At 48.8% G+C, this 22,463-nt stretch carries 18 protein-coding genes; 1 reads left to right on the top strand and 17 read right to left on the bottom strand.

Annotation, left to right across the window (positions count from 1 at the left end):
* Nucleotides 1-3: 3 nt before the first annotated feature.
* The 8 genes from MKX74_RS10295 to MKX74_RS10260 form a co-directional block, all read right to left on the bottom strand.
* Nucleotides 4-264 (bottom strand): stage V sporulation protein S, encoded by a 261-nt coding sequence (locus MKX74_RS10295; RefSeq protein WP_006286829.1) that lies wholly within the window; start codon nucleotides 262-264, stop codon nucleotides 4-6.
* A 123-nt stretch (nucleotides 265-387) separates the two neighbouring features.
* Complete coding sequence (locus tag MKX74_RS10290; RefSeq protein ID WP_341178275.1) at nucleotides 388-1,221, bottom strand: TIGR00282 family metallophosphoesterase; 834 nt, start codon at nucleotides 1,219-1,221, stop codon at nucleotides 388-390.
* A gap of 221 nt (nucleotides 1,222-1,442) precedes the next feature.
* On the bottom strand, nucleotides 1,443-2,990 hold the full coding sequence (gene rny, locus MKX74_RS10285; RefSeq protein ID WP_018883313.1) for a ribonuclease Y: 1,548 nt from the start codon (nucleotides 2,988-2,990) through the stop codon (nucleotides 1,443-1,445).
* Between the two features lie 335 nt (nucleotides 2,991-3,325).
* On the bottom strand, nucleotides 3,326-4,156 hold the full coding sequence (locus MKX74_RS10280) for a regulatory protein RecX (RefSeq protein WP_341178274.1): 831 nt from the start codon (nucleotides 4,154-4,156) through the stop codon (nucleotides 3,326-3,328).
* Nucleotides 4,157-4,338: 182 nt separating this feature from the next.
* The gene (gene recA / locus MKX74_RS10275; protein ID WP_018883315.1) at nucleotides 4,339-5,400 is read right to left on the bottom strand and encodes a recombinase RecA; all 1,062 of its coding nucleotides are present in this window, start codon (nucleotides 5,398-5,400) and stop codon (nucleotides 4,339-4,341) included.
* 335 nt (nucleotides 5,401-5,735) lie between these two features.
* Nucleotides 5,736-7,001 (bottom strand): competence/damage-inducible protein A, encoded by a 1,266-nt coding sequence (locus tag MKX74_RS10270; protein WP_341178273.1) that lies wholly within the window; start codon nucleotides 6,999-7,001, stop codon nucleotides 5,736-5,738.
* A gap of 233 nt (nucleotides 7,002-7,234) precedes the next feature.
* Nucleotides 7,235-7,822 (bottom strand): CDP-diacylglycerol--glycerol-3-phosphate 3-phosphatidyltransferase, encoded by a 588-nt coding sequence (gene pgsA, locus MKX74_RS10265; protein ID WP_018883317.1) that lies wholly within the window; start codon nucleotides 7,820-7,822, stop codon nucleotides 7,235-7,237.
* A gap of 122 nt (nucleotides 7,823-7,944) precedes the next feature.
* Complete coding sequence (locus MKX74_RS10260) at nucleotides 7,945-8,877, bottom strand: AraC family transcriptional regulator (RefSeq protein WP_341178272.1); 933 nt, start codon at nucleotides 8,875-8,877, stop codon at nucleotides 7,945-7,947.
* Between the two features lie 189 nt (nucleotides 8,878-9,066).
* Between MKX74_RS10260 and MKX74_RS10255 the strand changes: the two genes are divergently transcribed.
* On the top strand, nucleotides 9,067-10,677 hold the full coding sequence (locus tag MKX74_RS10255) for a glycoside hydrolase family 43 protein (RefSeq protein WP_341178271.1): 1,611 nt from the start codon (nucleotides 9,067-9,069) through the stop codon (nucleotides 10,675-10,677).
* A gap of 333 nt (nucleotides 10,678-11,010) precedes the next feature.
* On the opposite strand, the gene MKX74_RS10250 is transcribed toward MKX74_RS10255, so the two are convergent.
* The 9 genes from MKX74_RS10250 to MKX74_RS10210 all read right to left on the bottom strand — a co-directional run bounded on the left by MKX74_RS10250 (nucleotide 11,011) and on the right by MKX74_RS10210 (nucleotide 22,301).
* A complete protein-coding gene (locus MKX74_RS10250) occupies nucleotides 11,011-11,895 on the bottom strand; it encodes a carbohydrate ABC transporter permease (protein ID WP_025679821.1) in 885 nt (294 codons plus the stop codon).
* Between the two features lie 110 nt (nucleotides 11,896-12,005).
* Nucleotides 12,006-12,887 carry a carbohydrate ABC transporter permease gene (locus tag MKX74_RS10245; protein ID WP_341180554.1) on the bottom strand — a complete coding sequence of 294 codons (882 nt, stop codon included), beginning with the start codon at nucleotides 12,885-12,887 and terminating at the stop codon, nucleotides 12,006-12,008.
* Nucleotides 12,888-13,102: 215 nt separating this feature from the next.
* Nucleotides 13,103-14,434, bottom strand: a complete 1,332-nt coding sequence (locus tag MKX74_RS10240) for an extracellular solute-binding protein (RefSeq protein ID WP_341178270.1) — start codon at nucleotides 14,432-14,434, stop codon at nucleotides 13,103-13,105.
* A gap of 136 nt (nucleotides 14,435-14,570) precedes the next feature.
* The gene (locus MKX74_RS10235; protein ID WP_018883324.1) at nucleotides 14,571-15,356 is read right to left on the bottom strand and encodes a response regulator transcription factor; all 786 of its coding nucleotides are present in this window, start codon (nucleotides 15,354-15,356) and stop codon (nucleotides 14,571-14,573) included.
* Nucleotides 15,353-17,131 (bottom strand): sensor histidine kinase, encoded by a 1,779-nt coding sequence (locus MKX74_RS10230; RefSeq protein WP_341178269.1) that lies wholly within the window; start codon nucleotides 17,129-17,131, stop codon nucleotides 15,353-15,355. The genes MKX74_RS10235 and MKX74_RS10230 overlap by 4 nt, the downstream gene beginning before the upstream one ends.
* A 233-nt stretch (nucleotides 17,132-17,364) precedes the next feature.
* Nucleotides 17,365-18,417 (bottom strand): endo-1,4-beta-xylanase, encoded by a 1,053-nt coding sequence (locus MKX74_RS10225; protein WP_341178268.1) that lies wholly within the window; start codon nucleotides 18,415-18,417, stop codon nucleotides 17,365-17,367.
* Between the two features lie 59 nt (nucleotides 18,418-18,476).
* A complete protein-coding gene (locus MKX74_RS10220; RefSeq protein WP_018883327.1) occupies nucleotides 18,477-19,412 on the bottom strand; it encodes a carbohydrate ABC transporter permease in 936 nt (311 codons plus the stop codon).
* Between the two features lie 121 nt (nucleotides 19,413-19,533).
* A complete protein-coding gene (locus MKX74_RS10215; RefSeq protein WP_018883328.1) occupies nucleotides 19,534-20,508 on the bottom strand; it encodes an ABC transporter permease in 975 nt (324 codons plus the stop codon).
* Between the two features lie 125 nt (nucleotides 20,509-20,633).
* A complete protein-coding gene (locus MKX74_RS10210) occupies nucleotides 20,634-22,301 on the bottom strand; it encodes an ABC transporter substrate-binding protein (protein ID WP_341178267.1) in 1,668 nt (555 codons plus the stop codon).
* Nucleotides 22,302-22,463: the final 162 nt, after the last annotated feature.

The following is a 22,463-nucleotide window of genomic DNA, read 5'->3' as shown; positions in this document are numbered from 1 at the left end:
CCCTCACCTGGGCTCCACAATCAGCTTAATAGCTGTGCGGTCCTCGCCGTCAATAACAATATCCGTGAAAGCTGGAATGCAAATCAAATCCACGCCGCTTGGCGCTACAAATCCCCGGGCAATGGCTACAGCTTTGATAGCTTGGTTCAATGCACCTGCTCCAATCGCCTGCAATTCAGCTGCTCCGCGTTCACGCAGAACTCCGGCCAAAGCGCCGGCAACAGAATTGGGATTGGATTTTGCTGATACTTTTAATACTTCCATAGTAAGTACCTCCCCTGGGAATAAGTAATGGCTTGATTCTCCACTAGTAGATGTTATTCGAGGATGGGCAAAAAATTCCTGCTTTTTGGTAATATTATTATTTCAAATCTCAACAATTGAAGCTTACTCCATTGTCCATTCGTCCTCACGCAGCCGAATCTTCTGGATTCGTTCTGCCCGGCCCGTCTGATCATTCAGCTCGACAACAACCGCATGGAAGTGCCACTTGCCCGTATCCACCTGGAACCGAACAGGAAGCTGCGTCTTGAACTTCCGCAGAACAGCCTCTCGTTCCATACCGAGTATGCCTTCCCGCGGTCCTACCATGCCCACATCCGTCATGTAAGCCGTGCCTTGCGGCAGAATGATGTCATCATTACTCTGAACATGGGTATGAGTTCCAACGACGATAGAGGCTCTACCGTCCAAGTGCCAGCCCATAGCGATCTTCTCGGAGGTTGCTTCTGCATGGAAGTCCACCAGAATATGCTTCACCTTCTTGCGCATGCTGTCCACAATATCATCCGCAGCCCGGAATGGACAATCGATCGGGGGGAGAAAGGTTCTCCCTTGCAAATTGACGATACCCAGCTCCTTACCGTTCGCCTTGATGATGGTATGTCCACGTCCCGGAGTATCTGGCGGAAAATTCGCCGGGCGAATCATACGCTGCTCATCATCAATGAAATCGAAAATTTCTTTGTTATCCCACGTATGATTCCCCATTGTAATGCCATGCACGCCCAGATCAAACAGGTCTTTTACGATCGGCGCCGTAATCCCTCTACCTGAAGCTGCATTTTCTCCATTTGCAATGATGATGTGGGGGTTATGCTTACGCTTGAGCTCTGGCAGATTGTGCTGTATAGCTTTTCTGCCGACACTCCCGACAATATCGCCAATAAATAAAACCTTGATATGAATTCCTCCTAAATTACCGTGCTCTACCTTTAGCATAATACACTCTACCCGATATTACAAAAAGGCTGCTCGTTTGTACATCGGGTCAAGCCATATCATGATATTGTATGAATTAACTTGGTTTCCAAATGGCTCCTATGCTTTCTTAAGTCTTACGGCATTCTATAAACTGAATGAAAAATGGCCCCTTCGCAGGTGGCCACTTTTCATTGATCATTCTATTGTGTATGCACAACCGATATACCTAAGCGGTAAATCTACTTCGCATACTCGACAGCTCGCGTCTCCCTAATGACAGTTACTTTGATGTGTCCAGGATAATCAAGCTCATTCTCGATCGTTTTGGTAATATCGCGTGCCAAGCGGAAAGCATCTGCATCATCAATCTTCTCAGGCTGCACCATGACACGAATTTCGCGTCCGGCTTGAATCGCATAGGATTTCTCTACACCCTCGAAGGATTCCGATATCGCTTCCAGCTTTTCCAGACGCTTGATGTAAGTCTCCAGCGTCTCTCTGCGAGCTCCCGGTCTAGCTGCTGATAATGCATCTGCAGCTCCTACCAGCATTGCAATTACAGAGGTCGCCTCGCAATCGCCGTGGTGAGAAGCAATACTGTTAATGACAACAGGATGCTCCTTGTATTTCTTCGCCAGCTCCACGCCAATTTCGACGTGTGATCCTTCCACTTCATGATCCAGCGCTTTACCAATGTCATGCAGCAAGCCTGCGCGCCGTGCCAAAACTACATCTTCACCCAGTTCTCCGGCCATGAGTCCAGCCAGATAAGCAACTTCCATGGAATGCTTCAGTACATTTTGACCATAGCTGGTACGGAATTTGAGTCGACCCAGTATCTTGATGAGATCCGGGTGCAGACCGTGTACGCCCACTTCAAAGGTAGCTTGCTCTCCATATTCACGGATACGCTCATCTACTTCGCGACGGGATTTCTCTACCATCTCTTCAATCCGTGCTGGGTGAATTCGGCCATCTGCCACTAGCTTCTCTAGAGCAGTACGAGCGATTTCACGACGGATCGGATCGAAGCCGGACAAGATAACAGCTTCCGGTGTATCATCGATAATGAGATCAATCCCTGTCAGGGTCTCCAGTGCACGGATATTACGACCTTCACGTCCAATAATCCGGCCCTTCATTTCCTCGTTAGGCAGAGTTACTACAGATACCGTAGTCTCAGCCACGTGATCGGCGGCACAGCGTTGGATCGCTAGCGTAATGATTTCACGGGATTTCTTATCCGCTTCCTCCTTCGCCTGTTGCTCGATATCCTTGATCATCTGAGCCGTCTCGTGTCGAACCTCCTGCTCTACATTAGAGAGGATAATACTTCTTGCATCTTCCATAGTCAGATTGGAGATACGCTCCAGTTCCGTAACCTGACTCTTGTAGATCGATTCAATTTGTTGCTGGGTTTCATCAATTCGTTTCTCTTTGTTAGCCACTTGTTCTTCTTTACGTTCCAGCGATTCTATTTTTTTATCCAGTGACTCTTCCTTTTGCAGCAATCGTCGTTCCTGCCGTTGAATTTCATTCCGACGTTCACGAGTTTCTTTTTCAGCCTCGTTACGGATGCGGTGGACTTCGTCCTTCGCTTCCAGTACCGTTTCTTTTTTCAGTGCCTCTGCCTCTTTTTTAGCGTTTTCTACAATTTGAGCGGCAGCGTGTTCTGCACTGGAAATCTTAGCTTCTGCAAGAGATTTCCGAATAAAATAACCGATCACGAACCCAAAGAATAATGCGGCTACAACGAGAATGATCGACAAGATCGTAGTAGGATCCATACTGTTCACCTCCTCGTTGGTTCCTCCAAGGCATTCCTTGGGATTTGCAGTTGTCAGTTTTGCTCATCAATCATTAAGCAAGAATAACGGCAGCATGCCGTTTCATTTCAGATGTACACGTGTACAGATGTCCACTTGTACAGGACCGCTCCAGCGGCATCACTTATGAATAGCAGTGAATCAGACCGTCGTGACACTTTTTTGGAAGGAAAAAGCGATCATCTGGCAGTACAGATTCATGTCCATTTTATTATTTGGCAATTGTCATTGTCAAGAGAATGACATATTGAATCACATGTCAATGATTTATAGACTCAACCAAAAGCATAGACTCGTCATACTCCATCATACTCATCCTCATCAAGGCTGGCTTCTTCATGCTCCAATATTTGCTTGAGCACTCCCCTCACCATTTCACCGGAAAACCCACGCCGCAGTAGATAAGCATACGTCTTGTTCCTTCTGTCCCGCAATTCACCACGAGTCTGCTTCCATTTCTTCATACCGGCTGCCAAAGCACTGTCCAGCTCCAGCTCATCCTCGACCTCGGCTAGCGCCTCTGCAATGGTGTGCTTCGCAATTCCCTTTTGCTGTAGCTCCTGCCGCACCCATAGCTTGCCTTTGTACTGCTGCGAAATGCGTTGCTGCACCCACTGTCTGGCATATAGCTCATCATCAATCAGCTTTTCGTTGCCAAGCCGTATCAGGATCTCTTCAATGATGTCGGGAGCAATATCCTTTTGCAGCAAACGCTGGGTGATCTCCATTTGAGTTCGAGGCTTGTGTGCCAGTGTCCGAAGTGCATGAATGTAGGCCTGCTGCTTCTCATCCGCGAGTACAATTTCCTCCAGATCGGCCTTGGTGAATGTAGCGCCCTTGGTCATACGGTATTTGATCATGACATCTTCCAGTACAGACAGGATATGCTGACCAAAATGGATCATGTACCGTCCTCGATCCCGCCGTTTGCCAGGCTCTACACGTGTGATCTCCAATGTCACCCCTTCAGGCAAGTAGGATATACCGATTAAGTTCGTAGTTGGCGTAGAATTGTCACTCGCTTCCAATTCCTCTAGCTCGTCACCTTCCATTCCATCCTTGCTGGTATCGTTATTTCTACCAGGATTTCGTCCCGCCCCATATCGGTTGGTTCTCTTCCAGTTCATGAATTAAGCTCCTCACTTCCATCCGTTCCCCTACTTTGCCAGAAAAGCAGTCTACAGATAAAATAATGCCCTGCAATATCATGCAGGGCATAATGATCATCATATTAAGATTCATTTAAGTCCTTTGGTTCCTGGATAATACTGGGTAATACTAGATGGTGCTTAGGTAGTACAGGAAAACACTATTCAAGCTCCAGCAGTTCCTGCTCTTCCTTCGCTTCCTTAGCAGCCTGCTCTGCGGAAGGAGGTGCAACGGTTGTAACCAGATTGCTGACTGCGCGGATCTTTTGCTCAATAGTATCTGCGATAGCAGGGTTCTCTTTCAAGAACTGTTTCGCATTCTCACGGCCTTGTCCAAGACGCTCACCTTCGTACGAGTACCAGGCACCGCTCTTGTCGACAATGTCATGCTCCGTGCCCATGTCAATCAAGCTGCCTTCCTTGGAGATCCCTTCTCCATACATAATATCTACCTCAGCTTGCTTGAAAGGAGGAGCAACCTTGTTCTTCACTACTTTAATACGAGTACGGTTACCCACGATGTCATTGCCCATTTTCAAGCTCTCAATACGACGCACATCCAGACGTACAGTCGAGTAGAACTTCAAAGCACGTCCACCTGGAGTTGTCTCCGGATTACCGAACATAACGCCTACCTTCTCACGCAACTGGTTAATGAAGATCGCAATGGTCTTGGACTTGTTGATAGCACCAGACAACTTACGTAGCGCTTGAGACATCAGACGGGCCTGAAGACCCACGTGAGAGTCTCCCATCTCCCCTTCAATTTCAGCCTTTGGAACGAGTGCAGCAACGGAGTCTACAACAATGATATCTACAGCACCACTGCGTACCAGCGCTTCAGCAATTTCCAGTGCCTGCTCACCAGTGTCAGGCTGGGACAACAGCAACTCATCAATGTTCACGCCCAGCTTGCTAGCATATGAAGGGTCAAGTGCATGCTCTGCATCAATAAAAGCAGCTTGTCCACCCGTTCTCTGTACCTCAGCAATCGCATGAAGTGCGACCGTCGTCTTACCTGAAGATTCTGGTCCATATATTTCAATAATCCGTCCTCTTGGGAACCCGCCAGTTCCCAGAGCGATATCTAATGCAATCGATCCACTGGGAACAGTTTCCACCTGCATGTGGGTAGATTCTCCGAGCTTCATGATTGAACCTTTACCAAATTGCTTTTCTATCTGACGGAGCGCCATATCCAGCGCAGCACGACGATCTGACAATTAGCTCACATCCTTCATGGTCAGCGTTTGCCTCGTGACTTCACTCAGCCCAACGCTCTATTTATACATACATCATACCTCGTTTGGAGACGTTTGCCAAGCATTTTTTCGAACATACATTCGTTTTTTTACGTCCCAAAACAGCAAAAGAACCGTCGGCCATTTGACCACGGTTCTTCCGTCTTTCTCCATTATAGCATTGTCCTGCCTCCAAAACAACGGCCCAGCACTGGCAAAATAGGTCACCTATCCCCATCTCTCGTGCCCAGCTGCCGCTAATGTCACAAGCAGTTCATACTCTGGATATGGGGATCAGACAGCATGTCAGAGACCACTCATGCTTCCTGATTCGCCACTAGGCATCTCCAGAGTCGATATAGAATGGACTTCACCGACCGCAGACGAATCGTCTCACGGTTACCGTTCAGCCTCAACTCATAGATCTGCGTTTCTTGTTCTCGCTGTGCAATGGCAATATACACCAGACCTACTGGCTTATGCTCAGAAAATGCCGGACCAGCGACACCGGTAATCGACAAGCCATAATCACTATCCGTAATCATACGGACTTGCTCAGCCAGTACCTGGGCCACCTCTCGGCTGACTGCTCCAGGACTGTTCTCACCCTCCAGATAATGATGCGGCACGTTCAGGAGCTTCTCCTTCATCTCATTGGAGTAGCATACTATGCCGCCCTTTAGGACAGAACCGCTCCCTGGTACAGAGGTAATATGCTCCATCAGCATCCCGCCAGTGCAGCTCTCTGCTGCACTCAACGTCAAGCCATCTCTGATCATCCAGTCGACCAGTGTCTTCTCCAGCGGTACATCCTCACTCGCATATAGATACTCAGCCAAGCGCTGCTGAATCTGTACCTCAGTCGAGTTCAACCGGACCATAGCCTCACTTTCGCTTGAAGCCTTGGTGGATAGGCGAATTGTCACCTCTCCCTCCTTGGCATAAGGAGCAATTGTAGGGTCCGTCTGACTGTCAATGAGATCAAGTAGCTTGGTCTCTAGTGCCGACTCACCAATACCAGCGAACTTGAGCATTTTGGAGTACAGGGCCAACTGCTCACCCTGCAATGCATGCTGCAGCAGCCATGGACGTGCCTCCGTCTCGAACATGGGAATCAACTCTTTAGGAGGTCCAGGCAGTACTACATAATACTTTCCATCCTGCTCCAGGCCATTCCCCACAGCGAGTCCTGTCTCATTCGCCAGAGGCGTCGCTCCTTCCAATGTAAGCGCCTGGCGGCGGTTATTGTCAGTCATCTCGACACCACGATTACGGAAGAAGCCTTCAATCTTGTCCATCGACAGTCGATCCTCATGAAGCTCCCGTCCAAGCACAGCAGCCAACGCATCCTTGGTCAGATCATCCTGAGTCGGGCCCAGACCGCCAGTCAAGAGCACCACATCAGCCCGTCCACTAGCAAGGCGAATGGCCTCCTGCAAGCGGTTCATATTATCGCCTACTACGGTCTGAAAATACACATCAATTCCGATCGCTGCCAGTTCCTGTGACAAATACTGCGCATTCGTGTTCACAATTTGACCGAGCAGCAGCTCCGTACCTACTGCAATGATTTCTGCTCTCATATTCTCGCCCTCCGTTAATTCTTGCCCTAATTATGCGATTACTAGGTCCAATATATGGATCACTGCACACATCTGAAATGAAAAAGCAATAGGTAGCGCCCTATTGCAATTTATTTAACGCCTACTTATCAGGATTGACACACTTACGAATGAAAGCCACATAACTTACAGTCCAGTCTTTCAGCTATAAGGAGCAGAATGACCCGGGATCGCCCGAGTCATTCATACACCGTCTACACATTGGAAGAACGGATTAAATGCATGTTCTTCGCGAAATAGTCATAGCCCGAATACAGTGTCACGATCGCTGCAGCCCACACCGCAATCTGATCGAACGGGATACCGAAAAATATAAAAGGGAAGTTGTTAATTAGCAGGGCGACAATGGCTACGATCTGTATGATTGTCTTCAATTTACCCCAGTTGCTGGCTGCTACAACAGAGCCATCCAGCAATGCAATTTGGCGCAAGCCCGTTACAGCGAATTCGCGGCTGATAATAATGACTGCAATCCAAGAATCCATCTTACCCAGCTCAACCAGCGAGATGAAAATGGCTGTAACCAGCAGCTTATCAGCGAGCGGGTCCAGCAGTTTGCCCAGATTAGTCACCATGTTATGCTTGCGAGCCAGGTAGCCATCAATACCATCCGTGCTAGCCGCAATAATGAAGATTAATGCGGCGAGCAACTGATTAAATGGAAGATGAAATGTTCCCCAGCGAATCGGGTCCGGGTAAAATTCAAAATCCACAAGAAGGCATACCATCATTACCGGAATGAGGCCTATGCGCGCCAATGTAATTTTGTTGGGTAAATTCACGATACACTCTCCCCTATATTCTTTCATCTAATTTCTAATTATGTACAGAAAGCTACCTCATACTATTCTGAAGAAGTATCATGCTATCCGCTATTCAGTATAATACACGCCCGAAATGCATGTCAAAGACGCTTCTCCCCAGCATTTGGACGATTTCCCTCCCGTGCAGTCTCCTGGAACCCCCCACGGAAGCTACTCGGTGATTCACCCGTCCAGCGCTTGAACTGGCGGCTGAAATGGGCAATGCTCTGATAGCCCAGCCTACGCGACACCTGCTCCACGGTGAGCTCCGGGTCCATTAGGAGCAGCTTGGACTTCTTGAGCATCAGCATAGTCATGTACTGCCGTGGAGATAGTCCGTACACACGATTGAACATTCGATTAATTGCGGACGTACTGTAGCCAACCTCGGAAGCAATTCGTGTAATTGTCTCTGTCTCGCGGTATGCACCGTTAACGGACGTATGATCCTCGACGGATCGTTCGATTCGCTCCGCAACACGTGCTGCAGCTTGTGTCATGCGTATATGCCCTGCCCCAATCGCCTGCACAGAGAGCGAGCCGCTAAGCGCAGCAAACAGTTCAAAGAGAGCAGACAACACATTCATGCGCACCTCCAGGCTAGGCGTAGGGGCATCTTGTGTCAGTTCGATCAGCTTGTCCAGCGCAGGGCGAATTGCTGCAGCAAGCTCACTCGAGGCTGCATGGAAGCAATGAGGATTGCGGTTCAGCAATTCGCGAAAGGATACATCATCTACATCAAAATGAAGACAATAGTAGGTCATATCATGCCCTTCAGCGACCCGACTCTCGTGCTCATCATCGGGCCGAAGCAGCAGCAAATCCCCAGGCTCTTGTACATACCTTTGGCGATTCACAACGCTCTCCTGCACTCCCGACAGTACCAGGTTAACCTCGAACAACGGATGTCTGTGACTTTCGTATGTCCATTGCTTCTCTACTGTTCGTAGATGGGCCCCAAACACGCGAAATGTGGAATCCATGTCCGGCAGCATACGTTCTGATCTTGTATATCTTTCATTGATCTGTCCCATTTCCCTTGATCCCTCCGGTACAGTTATCTTCTGAACCACCTTGAACGATTTGGATAAACATGAACCTGCTATGGATATGTATAGCGTGGACTCTCATTGCTATGATAACATTACCGACCCATCTTTTTAAAGTTACAGAATGGGTAAATCATCCGTCATACTTATTTCATAACAAGGAGTGTATAATCTATGGCTAGCATTCAAAATCCAATCCTGACCGGCTTCAACCCTGATCCGAGCATTTGCAGGGCTGGCGACGATTACTACATTGCAGTGTCTACCTTCGAATGGTTCCCGGGTGTAGGAATCTATCACTCCAAGGATCTGAAGCATTGGCGTCTTGTCTCACGGCCTCTATCCCGATTAAGTCAGCTGAATATGACCGGCAGCCCCGATTCAGGCGGTGTCTGGGCTCCACAGCTATCCTACAGCGATAATCAATTCTGGCTCATCTACACAGATGTCAAAGTAACAGAGGGCCCCTGGAAGGACTGCCACAACTATCTGGTTACTTGTGAGACGATCGACGGCGAGTGGAGCGAGCCTATTCATATGAACAGCTCTGGGTTTGACCCCTCGTTATTTCATGATGAGGACGGCAGAACCTATTTCGTCAACATGGTGTGGGACCATCGTGCAGAGCAGCACTCCTTCTATGGCATTGTATTGCAGGAATACAGCGCATCCGAGGGCAAGCTGATCGGGCCGAAGGAAATCATATTCAAGGGCACTGACATCAAGCTAACCGAGGCTCCACATCTGTACAAAATCGGAAATTACTATTACTTGCTAACCGCAGAGGGTGGCACAAGGTATCACCATCAGTCCACGATTGCCCGGTCCAAAAATATACACGGTCCTTACGAGGTACATCCACACAATCCGCTGCTATCCTCCTTCGGAGCACCGCGTAACCCTTTGCAAAAAGCCGGACACTCCTCGATTGTGAAAACGCATACAGATGAGTGGTTTCTTGTGCATCTCACTGGAAGACCGTTGCCGAGAGAGAATGAACCCCTATTAGATCCTCGCGGCTATTGTCCACTGGGGAGAGAGACTGCCATTCAACGGCTGGAATGGAAAGAGGATTGGCCCTATGTTGTTGGAGGCCATGCACCATCGTTGCACATTGAAGGACCTAACATCCCTGATGCTCCCTGGGAGCCTGATATTGCGGAGAAGGATGATTTTGACAGCAATCAACTGAATCTTCATTTCCAGACCTTACGCATTCCTCTGGGCAATGACATTGTATCCTTGACGGATAATCCTGGGCATCTGCGTCTGTATGGCAGAGAATCCCTGACCTCACGTTTTACACAGGCATTTGTCGCGAGACGCTGGCAGCATTTTTACTTCACGGCAGAGACGAAGCTGCGCTTCGAGCCCACAACTTTTCAACAAGCAGCCGGCCTTGTCAATTATTATAACACCGAGAACTGGACCGCCTGTCAGGTTACATGGGATGAGGAGAAGGGACGAATTCTGGACATTTCAGTCAATGATAATCTTAGCTTTTCACAACCTCTGCAGAATCAGAAGATCATCCTCCCGCCAACGTCAGAATACGTATATATGCGTGTAGAGGTAAACCTTGACATCTATAGATACTCTTATTCCTTGGACGGCAGCACCTGGGAGGCCATACCGATTGATTTCCCTTCCTATAAGCTGTCCGACGATTACATTCGCGGTGGCGGGTTCTTTACTGGAGCCTTTGTGGGCATGCAATGCCAGGATACATCAGGTCAAGGCCTGCATGCCGACTTTGACTACTTTACTTACAAGCCACGCTCATAATGCGAGCCATCATCGTCATTTGCACCCATTGTTAGACGCTTCAATGTACCACCAATATTGGGTAAGCTCAAATTTGCTAAGATAGTCATTCTACGTGCGATCCAGGCAGCAAAACTAAGGCATGCTGGCAGTAAAGTAATCTAGAGAGCATACAGCAAAGGCATCCTGTCAGGCCATAACCCTGAGGATGCCTTTCTTCATATCTTCATATTCTCTCATCCTGGTTGCTCAATTGTAGCGGCACCGCAAGAGGCTTAGCTGATTCTTGTCATTGCTGTTGTTAATTTGGCTGTTAATCTGTGTATTTTCTTCGTTCATTAAAACAGGCTAGAATCAGCCTTTGACCGAACCAGCTGCGATTCCTTCTACAATGCGGTCACTGAGAAAGAGAAACATAACAAGTATAGGCAGAATACTGATCATCAACGTCGCACCGATCGCTCCCCAATCCGTCGTATATTGACCAATGAAATTCTGCACGCCAACTGTCAGCGTTTTGAGCATATCCGAGCTAATGAAGGTATTCACGAAAATGAATTCATTCCAGTTATAAATCATGTTAATAATCGTGGTCGTCGCAAGCACCGAGCCAGTCATCGGCAGTACGACCTGAAAAAACACCCTATGTACCGAGCAGCCATCCATCACAGCGGCCTCCTCCACCTCTCTGGGAAGCGTGTAATAGAAGCCCAGCAGAATCAGGATCGTAATCGGCATATTGAAAGCCACATAGGCCAGAATCAGCGACAACGGATGATCCGTTAATCCAATTCGATTAAACATGCTAAATAAGGGAATCAATGTGGAATGAACGGGAATCATCATCGCCACCATGAATAAGCCAAGGACAAAGGAACTTCCCCGCCACTTCATTCTCGTAATGGCAAAGGTTACAAGACTCCCCAGTATTACCGTCAACAAGGTAGCCGTTATTGTAATCCACACACTGTTCAAAAAATATACACTGATATTCCCCGCGCTCCATACCTTGCCGTAATTCTCCCAGCGCAGCTCCCCAGGTAGAGACAACGGCGGAAGATTGAATACCTCCTGATTGTTTTTCAGTGAGAACAGCAGGAGCCACACGAGCGGGAACAACTGAAAGATAGCCACTGCGCACAAAATTAAATATAGCAGTACATAGCCGAGCTTTCGCAGGGGGCGAGAAATGAAGGTTGTACGCTTGGTCTGCGGCTTATACGCAGCTTCGAATCGCATGTAGCACACCTCCTGACTAGTTATTAAATTGCTGGAGTGGACCATTATATTGACAGTCTTCTAGATCTACGCGCTATAGATCCACGTGCTTTAGATTCACATTTCTACAGCTACGAGTACTGAATCGTTTCCTTGCTCGCCGTCGCCCGGCGAATGATCCATGTCACGATGAGACAGATCAGGAGCAGGAAAAAAGCGATAGCACTTCCATATCCAAAATCATAGGCTCGGAACGCTGTCAAATACATGTAAGATGCCATTACCTCACTCGCTCCATTTGGCCCACCGCCTGTCATGACATAGATGAGGTCAAAATATTTCAAGGAGCCGACGACGGCCAGCACGATCGTCACCTTGATAACCTCCAGCATGAGCGGGAGCCGGATGCGCAAGGCAATCTGCAAAGACGTTGCACCGTCTATTCGTGCGGCTTCCTCCAGCGTGGAGGGGATATTCTTCAGTCCAGCATAATAGATCAGAATATAAAAGCCCGCATATTGCCATAAAATCGGTACGAATAGCGCATACAGCACAAGATTAGGCTCGGCCAGCCATGCTGGTGGATTCGCGATCCCCATCGTCTCCAGCAGGCTGTTCACAATTCCGTTCGTCGGATGATACATGCGCAGCCAGAGCTGGGCAATAGCTACGGAGGACAGAAGCATCGGGATCAGATAGATTTTGCGAAATAGATTGGCCCCCTTAATCCGGGAGGCCAGTACCATGGCTACTACCAGGTAGATGATTAGACTTATTGCCGAGAATAATGCGAGCAGTAGCGAGTGCCATGCACTGGCCCAGAACTTGTCATCGGTGAGCAGTGCTGTATAATTCTCCATGCCGATAAAAGTCAGAGCTCCAATCCCGTTCCAGTCATGCAGCCCATAATACGCCGTGAGGAGGATCGGTATGTAGACGATTCCCAAAATGATGAGCAAGGCAGGAAGTACATACAAGGTAATGATCTTCTTGTTGGACATGACTTTATCCAATATACTCAGACTCCTTTCTCCGTGCTGGCCCTTGGCAGGTCGATATGGTGACCCTACTCCGCCAAGCGCGACCCGGCAACATGCCGGATCGGATGGCTCAGTCAGATCATAACCTCTCAAGTGTTGAACTGATTATTTCCACAGCAGAGCGATTGATATCAGGCGATTCTGGTGTTAAATATCAACGATGTCTAGAACAAAGACCGAATAGCGAGTTATTTCTGCCCGGAATTGCTCTTGGCCATCGCCGCATCATGCTCCTCGGAGAATTTCTCAGGGGTCGCCGCCTTGCCAAATAGGGCCTGAATCATATTCAGGTGTGTCTCAGCCGCATTGGCCTCCATCTGCACATCTGCAAACAATGTAATGCTGCTCGCCTGATTCATTTCCTCAAATAGCTCAATGTAAAGCGGAGGCAGCTCGAGCGTATCCGTATTTACCTTCGTGGCCGGGATGACGCCTGCACCTGTCACAGACTGCTCCCCCCACTCGCTCACGAAATACTCAACGAATTTCTTCGCTTCCTCCTTCACCTTCGAGTTCTCCGAGATGAACAGTCCGACACCTGGTCCGCCAACCCAGCTATTGATATTACCTTTGCCATCAGAGGCAGCTGGAAATTTGAAGAAGCCTACACTGTCACGGAATTGCTGTGGAATCTCTTCGTTCGTCGTAAAATTCGGCAGCTCCCAGGTGCCCATCATGTACATGGCTGTCTTGCCATTGAGGAACTCAGATTTGGCTTCTTCATTGGACAAACCGTTAAACCCTTTGACAAAAGCATTCATATCCACCAGCGTCTGTATCTCCGTAGCTGCCTGAAGTAATGCGGGGTCCTTGAAGCTATTTTTTCCTTGGATGGCACCTGCCAGTGTCTCCTGGCCACCAAGCCGGTCAGCCAAATACATATACCACAGTGAACCTGTCCAGCGATCCTTGTTACCCAACGCAATCGGAGCCATCCCCTGATCCGCCAACGTTTTCACTACATTCTTGAACTGGTCATACGTCTCGGGTACCTCCACACCATACTGTTCGAAGATTGCTTTGTTGTAATACACAGGTGCAATATTGAATTCCAACGGCAAGGCATACGTCTTGCCATCCACTGCATAAGCCTCTGTCGTGCCCGCTACGAACCTACCATTCAGCTCTCCAGCGAGCAGATCATCCATTGGTGTGAACAGGCCTCCTTCTACATATGGTTTCAGAAATCCAGCAGCCCAAGTGACTCCCACATCCGGCAGTTCATTTGAGGCGGAGAGCACCTTTAGCTTGTTCTTGTATTGCTCATTATCGAGCACCTCCTGCTTGATCGTTACATTCGGATGCTCCTTCTGATACTCGTCAATAATTTGATTCACAATTTTGTTCTGTCCTGCGGACACGCCTGCTGGCCATAAATGCATGAAGTTCACCGTCACTTGATTGCCTTCATTGCTGCCTGAGCCTTCACCTCCAGAATCACTACCTGCACTACCACAGCCAGCTACAATCAAAGCAAGGCACCAGATGAGGAGAAGAATCGTCCACTTTTTGTTGAACATGCATACAACCCCTTTTCTCATGTATAATCGCGGGAAATGTAACCGCTTCACCAAAATTGTAACAATGTGCTCCCATCGAGATAAGGTAACAACGATTAGGATTAATACCACTATGATTGGAAAATCTCGGTACGGATTAGATCTGCTTATCAGGGTCGGACAGACTTTGACGATATTGACCTGGGCTTAGCCCTTCCAGACTACGGAACACCTTCACGAAATACCGAGCCGTCTGGTAGCCTACCTGCTCGGCAATCTCTGCTACTGGCATGGATGTACCTACCAGCAATTCTCTCGCCCGCTGGACACGTCGGTGGGTGAGATATTCGCTGAACGTAAGTCCGGTCTGTTCCTTGAATAGCACGCTCAGATAGCTTGAATTCATATGTAATGCATAGGCTGTCTCACGTAGTGATAAGGGGTCCTGTAAATGCTGATCAATATATCGAAGCGCCTCCTGCACCTTGGTCACATAGGCCTTCTCCTGTCCAGCTGTCTCCAGTAGCTTCACATCAATTAACTGCTCCATGCGTATGACCCGCTGCATATTCTCTTCTTTGGCTAATGCCGCTTCTACCGCGCCTACGAGCTGTTCTTTATCCAAAGGCTTCAGCAAATAGTCCACTACACCAAAGCGGAGTGCCTGACGGGCCAACTCAAATTCAGAGTAACCGGAGATCACAATAATCGCTGGTGGACGAGACCTGTGATGAATGCGTTCAATCAGCTCCAGCCCGCCTAGCTCAGGCATACGGATATCGGTTACTACCAACTGTGCTTCCTGTGCCTGCAGCCATTCCAGTGCCTCTAAGCCGCTGGCAGCAGTCTCAATCCGGCAACGCCCAGAGGACCAGGTGCTTATGGTCTTTTTGACCCCTTCACGTGTTCTTGGTTCATCATCTACGATCAGAATTGTCTTCATATCGCTTCACCTCTTCTACTTCCTCCAGCATGATCAGGGATTTCGAAGGATATCGTCGTGCCATGTCCTGGTTCGCTTTCTATCCGTAGGCAAGGTCCACAATTGTCAAAAAATAACCGCAGACGCCGCTCGACATTGGCAAGACCCACACCACTACGTTTATTACTCTCTGTGTGCCCTGCGCTAAAACTAGCATACAGCTCCTCCACCTTATCCCGGCTCATGCCCGGACCATTATCCGTTACGGAGATGAGCGTATGACCCGGACGTTGAGCAGGAATAACACGTACGACGACTTGTCCGGGCTCCAGACGCTGCTCCACACCATGCCAGATGGCATTCTCTACGATGGGCTGAATCAGGAGCTTCGGGATTAGCAGGCACTGGCTCGCCTCGTCTACCTCCATGGACCAGGAAAGACGATGCATGAGACGCATGTTCATAATGACCAGATAACGTTCGACATGCTCCAGTTCTTCACGAAGCTGGACCCATTCATCGCCCTCTCGGCGATGAATAACGTAACGGAACAATCCGGACATCGCCACGACAATACGGGCCAGTTCTTCCTGCCCACGTTCATCCAGCTCCCAGCACAGCGCCTCCATCGTATTGAACAGGAAATGCGGATGGATCTGCGCCTGAAGTGCCTTCAGCTCCGTTCTGCTCTGGAGGATTTCCTTCTGGTAGACGACCTGGATCAACTCATTCAATGAATCTACCATCTGATTATAGGAAAGACTGAGCTCCCGAATCTCAACCGTTCGTGAGCTGAGAGGTATAGGATTCATCGTCCCTGAGCCTATTCCCCGCATTCCTCGAATCAAATACCGGATCGGCCGAATGAGCATGGTCGTCAGAATAAAGCTCAGTATCAGAAACAATACGGCTCCAATCAGCGCAGATAGCAGGATCGACTGGCGTAGTACTGGAACCCATTCTGTCGTATAGTTCACCGGTGTCAGCATGATCAGCTTCCAGCCAGTGGGCTCCAATTCGTTGTGTACAGCCACATAGTGCTCTTTCCCGAGCTGTAACGTCCCCTGATCCCGCTCAGCTGCAAAAACATCTGCGGCGTCCACAGCAGAGGAAGAATTCGCCGATAGCACATGCCCTCCCTGATCATATAGCCATATCCCTTCCCTAGTGACGGTAGAGAAGCTACTCGTAGCATCCGTTAAAGTGAAGTAGGCCTTATCTAATCGAATATAAAGATATCCACCGTGAGTGAAGGATTTCTCGACCAGACGTATTCTCCTTACTGCTACAACTGCACTGGCATCAACCGGATCTTCACCGAACCAGACTAGCTGCCCCTTCCCCGCATCAGCCTGCTGAATCCAGTCAGGAGGGAGCCTGTCCACGAGACTTCCATCATCCAGAGGAAGCAATCTACGATAATTACCTGTATAGATCTCCAGTGACTTGATGTCTGTAGCATAAGCTTCATATTTGCTAACCTCACGCTGGAGCTGCTGGCGATTTTCGAACGATAGAGGACTGCCCTCCGCCTCCTGCATCAGCAGGCGCTGAACTGTAGCATTGGTCGATACCTGCGCCGTCAGCGTATTGACCTGATTCAGCATCGCTTCCAACCTGCCCATTGTCTGCATGGAGGTCTGCTGGATGTGACGCTCAGCACTGTTGCGGAGCAATACGGACACCTGCTTATACACAATCATCCCGATGAAAATAAGTACAATGACCATTACGAGCATAAAGCCAAGAAAAATCTGATTCCGCAACGTATTCAGACTGTTGATCCATCTATACACGCGCCTGCACTCCTTTCCAATAGAACATCCTTATTCACGAAAGCAAGCGAATATGGCAGCACAAAAAAGCCTCCTTGCCTCCAATGTGCCGGGCAGAAAGGCTTTATTGTCTATTTCTCCAGCCAAAGGACTCGTCAGCCAGCTGTGGTCAATGGGAGGCGAGCAAGCTAAGCACGCCTACAAGGGACCCTCGCGCTTTGATCCACACAAACATCAGAACGAACCCGCTCTATTTATCTGCCTGTGGGGTGGTTATACCTTGCGAGCTGATGAAACGCCGGCTTGGGGAGATGGGACTCATCGAACAGGAACGGCCAGTTTTTTCGCCCCCGTACTGGAAAATCATCCAGCCATGTATAATCGTCTGCTGCCCCCCAGAAGGTTACAGACGACACATGCTGGCGATACTCCTTCAGCAGCTCGAAGACATCCGCATAGCGGCGAGCCTGCAATTCCAGCATTTCTTCGCTCGGTTGTGTGAGATCCTTACGATGATCGTCGAAGCGATACATGGACATATCCAGCTCGGTGATCTGCAATTGCAGACCAAGCGAAGCATATCTTTCGATGGCTGCGCGGATTTCATCTAGACCTGGCTCATAGAGATTCCAGTGCGCCTGTAGCCCTACTCCATGAATGGGTACACCCTGCTCCAGCAATGATTGAAGAAGCTTATGAATCTTCCGGCTCTTCTGCGGATCGGATTCATTATAGTCGTTATAGAACAACAGCGCGTCTGGATCAGTCTCATGCGCGTACTCGAACGCTTTTGCAATGAAGTCTGGCCCTGCAATCTCCAGCCAACGCGAGGGACGAAGCAGCTCGTCTCCCTCATCCGCAATCACCTCATTGACTACGTCCCAGGCGTAAATATCTTGTTTGTACCTGCTCATGACGGTTCTAATGTGGGATTTCATGCGCTGCAGCAAGGTCTCCTGATCCACCCTAGATCCGTTATGGGTCTCGAACATCCAATCAGAGGTCTGATTATGCCACACGAGTGTATGGCCTCGCATCTTCATGCCATGCTCGCGTGCAAAGGAGACGATACGATCTGCTTCCTCGAAGGTATATTCGTCCTCTGTCGGATGCACACTTATGAACTTCATTTCATTCTCAGCTGTAATACTGTTGAAATGCGCCACTAGCAGATCACGCTGCGTATGAATGGTTCGTGCGCTCACTGCCGCTCCAATCAGAAAGTCGTGTCTGAATTGCTCCTGAAACAGCTCCTTCAGCTTCGGCACTTGGCTCTTGTACTGCGATTGGCCCTTGTACTGCGACATCCAGATCGCCTCCTGTAACCTGTATATTTCGAGCGGATAAGCTCATGACAGCATGCAAGCTATCCTTTGACGCCGCCCAACGTCATGCCCTTCACAAAATATTTCTGAAGAAACGGATATACGAGAATGATTGGCACGCTTGCTACAATAGTCATTGTGGCCCGAACCGAGGTCGGTGTGACCTGATTGACTCCACTCTCAGATCTGGCGAACTGACTGGCATAGTCATTGCCGGAATTAAGCGAGGAGTTGGAATTTTGCAGAATCTTCATCAGCTCGTATTGCAGTGTGCTAAGCTCACCGTATGAGGAATTATACAAAAAGACATCGAACCAGGAATTCCATTGAAACACAGCCGTGAATAACGATACCGTAGCTAGTACCGGAACGCAGAGCGGCAGGACGATTCGGATGAATGTACTGAATTCGCCAGCTCCGTCGATACGTGCAGACTCCAGGATGCCCTCAGGCAAGCCCTCGATGAAGGAACGAATTACGATGACATTAAATACCCCGATCAGTCCTGGAATGATATAGACGGCGAACGTCCCCAGCATACCGAGCTCACGAATGAGCAGAAAATTCGGAATGAGGCCTCCATTGAAATACATGGTCAAAATAAAAGCGATGGATACAAATTTGCGCAGAACATACTCCGGGCGACTAATCGTATAAGCGACCATAGCACAGCAGAATACGGAGGTGAGTGTGCCAATAATCGTCCGCAGCACCGAGATGAGTGTAGCGTGAAAGATAGTCGCTTCCTTGAAGACATACTTGTAGTTCTCCCAAGTAAACTCTCTTGGCCACAGATAAATACCGCCTTTGACCGAGTCATTCGCATCATTAAGCGATACCGCAAGTGTATTAATAAAAGGATACAACGTCACAACGATCAAAAATGTCATGAACACGATGTTACACGTATCGAATATCCGATCCGATGGTGATTTGAACCGGGCATGCATACGCGGTGCAGCGGATGTCTTCGCCATAGCGGTCCTCCCGTCGTTATTGTGCCAATTTCACTGTTACACTATCTTACCTGTCACTCCAAGCTTGCTCCCCTATCTACCCTCATGAAGAGCAACGTCTCAAACCGAGACGATTTGTATGTTAGAATAGCCTCTCACCACCAAGCCGCTTCGCGATATGATTCGCACTGAATAGCAGGATGAAGCTGACGATCGTCTTGAACATCCCTGCAGCAATTGAGAGCGAGAAATTCCCCATCTGAATCCCGTATTTCAGTACGAAAATATCGAGGTTCTCCGAATAATCTACGTTCATGCCATTTCCGAGCAAATATTGCGGCTCAAAGCCTGATTCCAGCAAATTACCGATATTCATGATAAGCAGGATGATAAACACGGGCTTAAGTCCCGGAAGTGTGATGTGCCATATTCGTTGAAAGCGCCCGGCTCCGTCCATCTCTGCTGCCTCATATTGTGCCGGATCAATCATCGTCATGGCTGCGAGATAGATGATCGTATTCCAGCCGACATTCTTCCATACCTCCGAGGCTCCTAGAATCCCCCAGAAATATTCACCTTTGCCGAGCCACAGAATAGGCTCCTGGATCAGGCCAGACCACAAGAGTAGCTCATTAACAATTCCGCCGTCAGCGGATAGCGCAGTTGAGATAATGCTCGCCGCGACGACCCAAGAGATAAAGTGCGGCAAATAGCTGACAGTCTGTACGAAGCGCTTGAACATAATGTTGCGCAGCTCGTTCAGCAGAACAGCAAGAATGATTGCCGTCGAGAAGCCCAGAATCAGATTAATGAAACTCATGGCAAGCGTATTGCGCATCACCCGGAAGAAATGCTCATCCTGAAACAAAAACACAAAATGCTGTAAGCCAACCCATTCCTGGTCAAAAATTTTCTTCGCTGGCTTGAAATCCTGAAATGCAATTGTCCAGCCCCATAAGGGAAGATATTTAAAGATGAACAGCCATATCAAAAAAGGAATTGACATGAAGACGAGCGTTCTCTGCTGTAGCAGCTTCTGAAAAAATCCCTTTCGGCTAGCTTTTACTTCCGTTAAGGTCTGATGCTGTACAGGCTCCAATGAATTCGCCTTATTCACAGCTTCTACTCCTCTCTCTCCCAAAATCCGGTGTAGCCCCTCTCACGCCTTTTGAAGATATATCTTCACGATATACCGGGAAGTCCCTCTGTACGGGAGATCCCGGTGGGCCTGTGAGCACTCGTTTATTTGCCCTGCACTCTGTCGATCTTTTTTGCGATCTCTGTAGTAATGAACTCCTCGTAATCCTTGACACCCAGCTTGTCGAATTCGGCAATGTACTCATTCCAGATGCCTTCGAAATCCGCTGGATTGGCCAGTACCAGGCGTGGGAAGTATTTCCGCTGCAAATCGCTCTTCTTCTGGGTGAAAATCTGTGCCGGGGAGCCCTGTACCATAGGAATGCTCCAGGCCGGGAACCAAGGACGCTCATCAGGTGCGGCAAACAATTGGGAGAAAGATTCGATACCATAGGCATCCAATATCTTCTTGTCGCCCTCGGTATAGGACATCTGCGCTACCTCGGGTTGACGCCCGGCACCCACCGAGTTGCCATCGGGGAGCGTAGAGCCGCTTCCGTACCGTGGCCAGCTGTACTCGAAATATTTGAAGCCGAAGGTCTCACGGAATGCCTCGGCATTGGTCTGGACAATCTGTTCTGGCGTGCGGTAGAAGCGACCGCTCTCATCAACAGAATAGGTCTCGTCCTTGATGCCCCACTGCGATAGAATCTGATTCTCATCCGTCAGCAGATTATCGAAGAACTTAATGATCCGCTCTGGATTCTTGGCGCTGACCGAAATGCCAACCCCACGGTTGTTGATAAAGGAAGGTGGATCCAGATACTGATCCTTAGTGTTCTCGTCAAATACGATAGGCAGAGCCATATATTCCAGATCATCATTGCCAGAGGCTCTGGAGGCTTCACGCAGATTGTTCAGCGCTTGCCCGGCCTGCCATCTGTAATCGAAGAAGCCAAGCACCTTACCAGAAGCCAGCTTCGCCAGATATTGGTCATAGTTGTCTACGAAGGAGGACTTGTCGAACAGCCCTTCCATATTCAGTTGGTTTAGTTCCTGCAAATACCGCTTCGTAATGTCATCATCCGAGTAATCGTTCGCCTGATGCGTCTGCATATCAATAAGGACATCGCCCTCGTTAGGGTAGCCAGCCAGATGCATTGGCGGATTCGTAAAGGCAAAGAATTTATCCTGTGTGGTCAGCGCCAGGTAGCCAGTCAAGCCCTCGCCTGGATGCTCTTTGACATAATCGCGAATCAGGTTCAGATACTCATCCAGCGTCTTGACCTTCGGGTAGCCAGCCTCCTTCAACACACGGCGCTGAATCCAGAATGCTCCCTGCTCCACATTCGGATCGGAGATAAATTCACCAACGACCGGACTCATAGGCAGGAAATAGATGTTCCCATCCTCGGCCTTCATGAGATTATAGTACGGCTCATAGACCCGCTTGATATTCGGACCATACTGGTCAATAAGATCGTTAAGAGCAATGAAGGAGCCTGAGCTGACCAGCTTGTCAATGGAATCCCCGGGTACGATCACGTCAGGATAATCGTTACTGGCAATAAAGGTACCTATCTTCGTATTCTCATCACCAACAAGATGCTCCATTTTGAAGTTGACGCCCGTCTGCTCCTCCAGAATTTTACCTATCGTCGTTTCGTTAGTATTTTTGTCTTTACCAGCTACGGAGTTGAAATAAGTAAAGGTGACCTTGTCATCCGGTCCGCCATCCCCTTCTGCCGATTGGGTTCCTTTTCCGCTACAGGCAGCGAGTAAGGATACCATCATCACCATTGTCAAACAGCCAAGCCAAAGTTTCTTGTACATGCTCTGGGCCGACCCCTTTCGCTTCTGGTTTTTGAAAGCACTTTCATTATATGGGAGCCAATGACACATGTTTACCCGCCAATCTTTAGAGGATACTTAGAAAACTATAGAAGCTGCACCTATGACGTGGCTATCCACTTTCCCAAGGTCCGATCTTAACCT

Source organism: Paenibacillus sp. FSL K6-1230, assembly GCF_038002385.1.
GTDB lineage: Bacteria > Bacillota > Bacilli > Paenibacillales > Paenibacillaceae > Paenibacillus > Paenibacillus massiliensis.
Note: the sequence above shows the minus strand (reverse complement) of the source record. Positions and strands in the feature narration are given on the sequence as shown.

Bases quoted from the DNA above. Each gene is read 5' to 3' on its own strand.
- MKX74_RS10270 (WP_341178273.1), bottom strand. From the start codon at position 7,001: ATGAGAGCAGAAATCATTGCAGTAGGTACGGAGCTGCTGCTCGGTCAA.
- MKX74_RS10280 (WP_341178274.1), bottom strand. From the start codon at position 4,156: ATGAACTGGAAGAGAACCAACCGATATGGGGCGGGACGAAATCCTGGT.
- MKX74_RS10210 (WP_341178267.1), bottom strand. From the start codon at position 22,301: ATGTACAAGAAACTTTGGCTTGGCTGTTTGACAATGGTGATGATGGTA.
- rny (WP_018883313.1), bottom strand. From the start codon at position 2,990: ATGGATCCTACTACGATCTTGTCGATCATTCTCGTTGTAGCCGCATTA.
- MKX74_RS10260 (WP_341178272.1), bottom strand. From the start codon at position 8,877: ATGGGACAGATCAATGAAAGATATACAAGATCAGAACGTATGCTGCCG.
- MKX74_RS10250 (WP_025679821.1), bottom strand. From the start codon at position 11,895: ATGCGATTCGAAGCTGCGTATAAGCCGCAGACCAAGCGTACAACCTTC.
- MKX74_RS10255 (WP_341178271.1), top strand. From the start codon at position 9,067: ATGGCTAGCATTCAAAATCCAATCCTGACCGGCTTCAACCCTGATCCG.
- MKX74_RS10290 (WP_341178275.1), bottom strand. From the start codon at position 1,221: ATGCTAAAGGTAGAGCACGGTAATTTAGGAGGAATTCATATCAAGGTT.
- MKX74_RS10240 (WP_341178270.1), bottom strand. From the start codon at position 14,434: ATGTTCAACAAAAAGTGGACGATTCTTCTCCTCATCTGGTGCCTTGCT.
- MKX74_RS10220 (WP_018883327.1), bottom strand. From the start codon at position 19,412: ATGGCGAAGACATCCGCTGCACCGCGTATGCATGCCCGGTTCAAATCA.
- MKX74_RS10235 (WP_018883324.1), bottom strand. From the start codon at position 15,356: ATGAAGACAATTCTGATCGTAGATGATGAACCAAGAACACGTGAAGGG.
- MKX74_RS10225 (WP_341178268.1), bottom strand. From the start codon at position 18,417: ATGTCGCAGTACAAGGGCCAATCGCAGTACAAGAGCCAAGTGCCGAAG.
- MKX74_RS10295 (WP_006286829.1), bottom strand. From the start codon at position 264: ATGGAAGTATTAAAAGTATCAGCAAAATCCAATCCCAATTCTGTTGCC.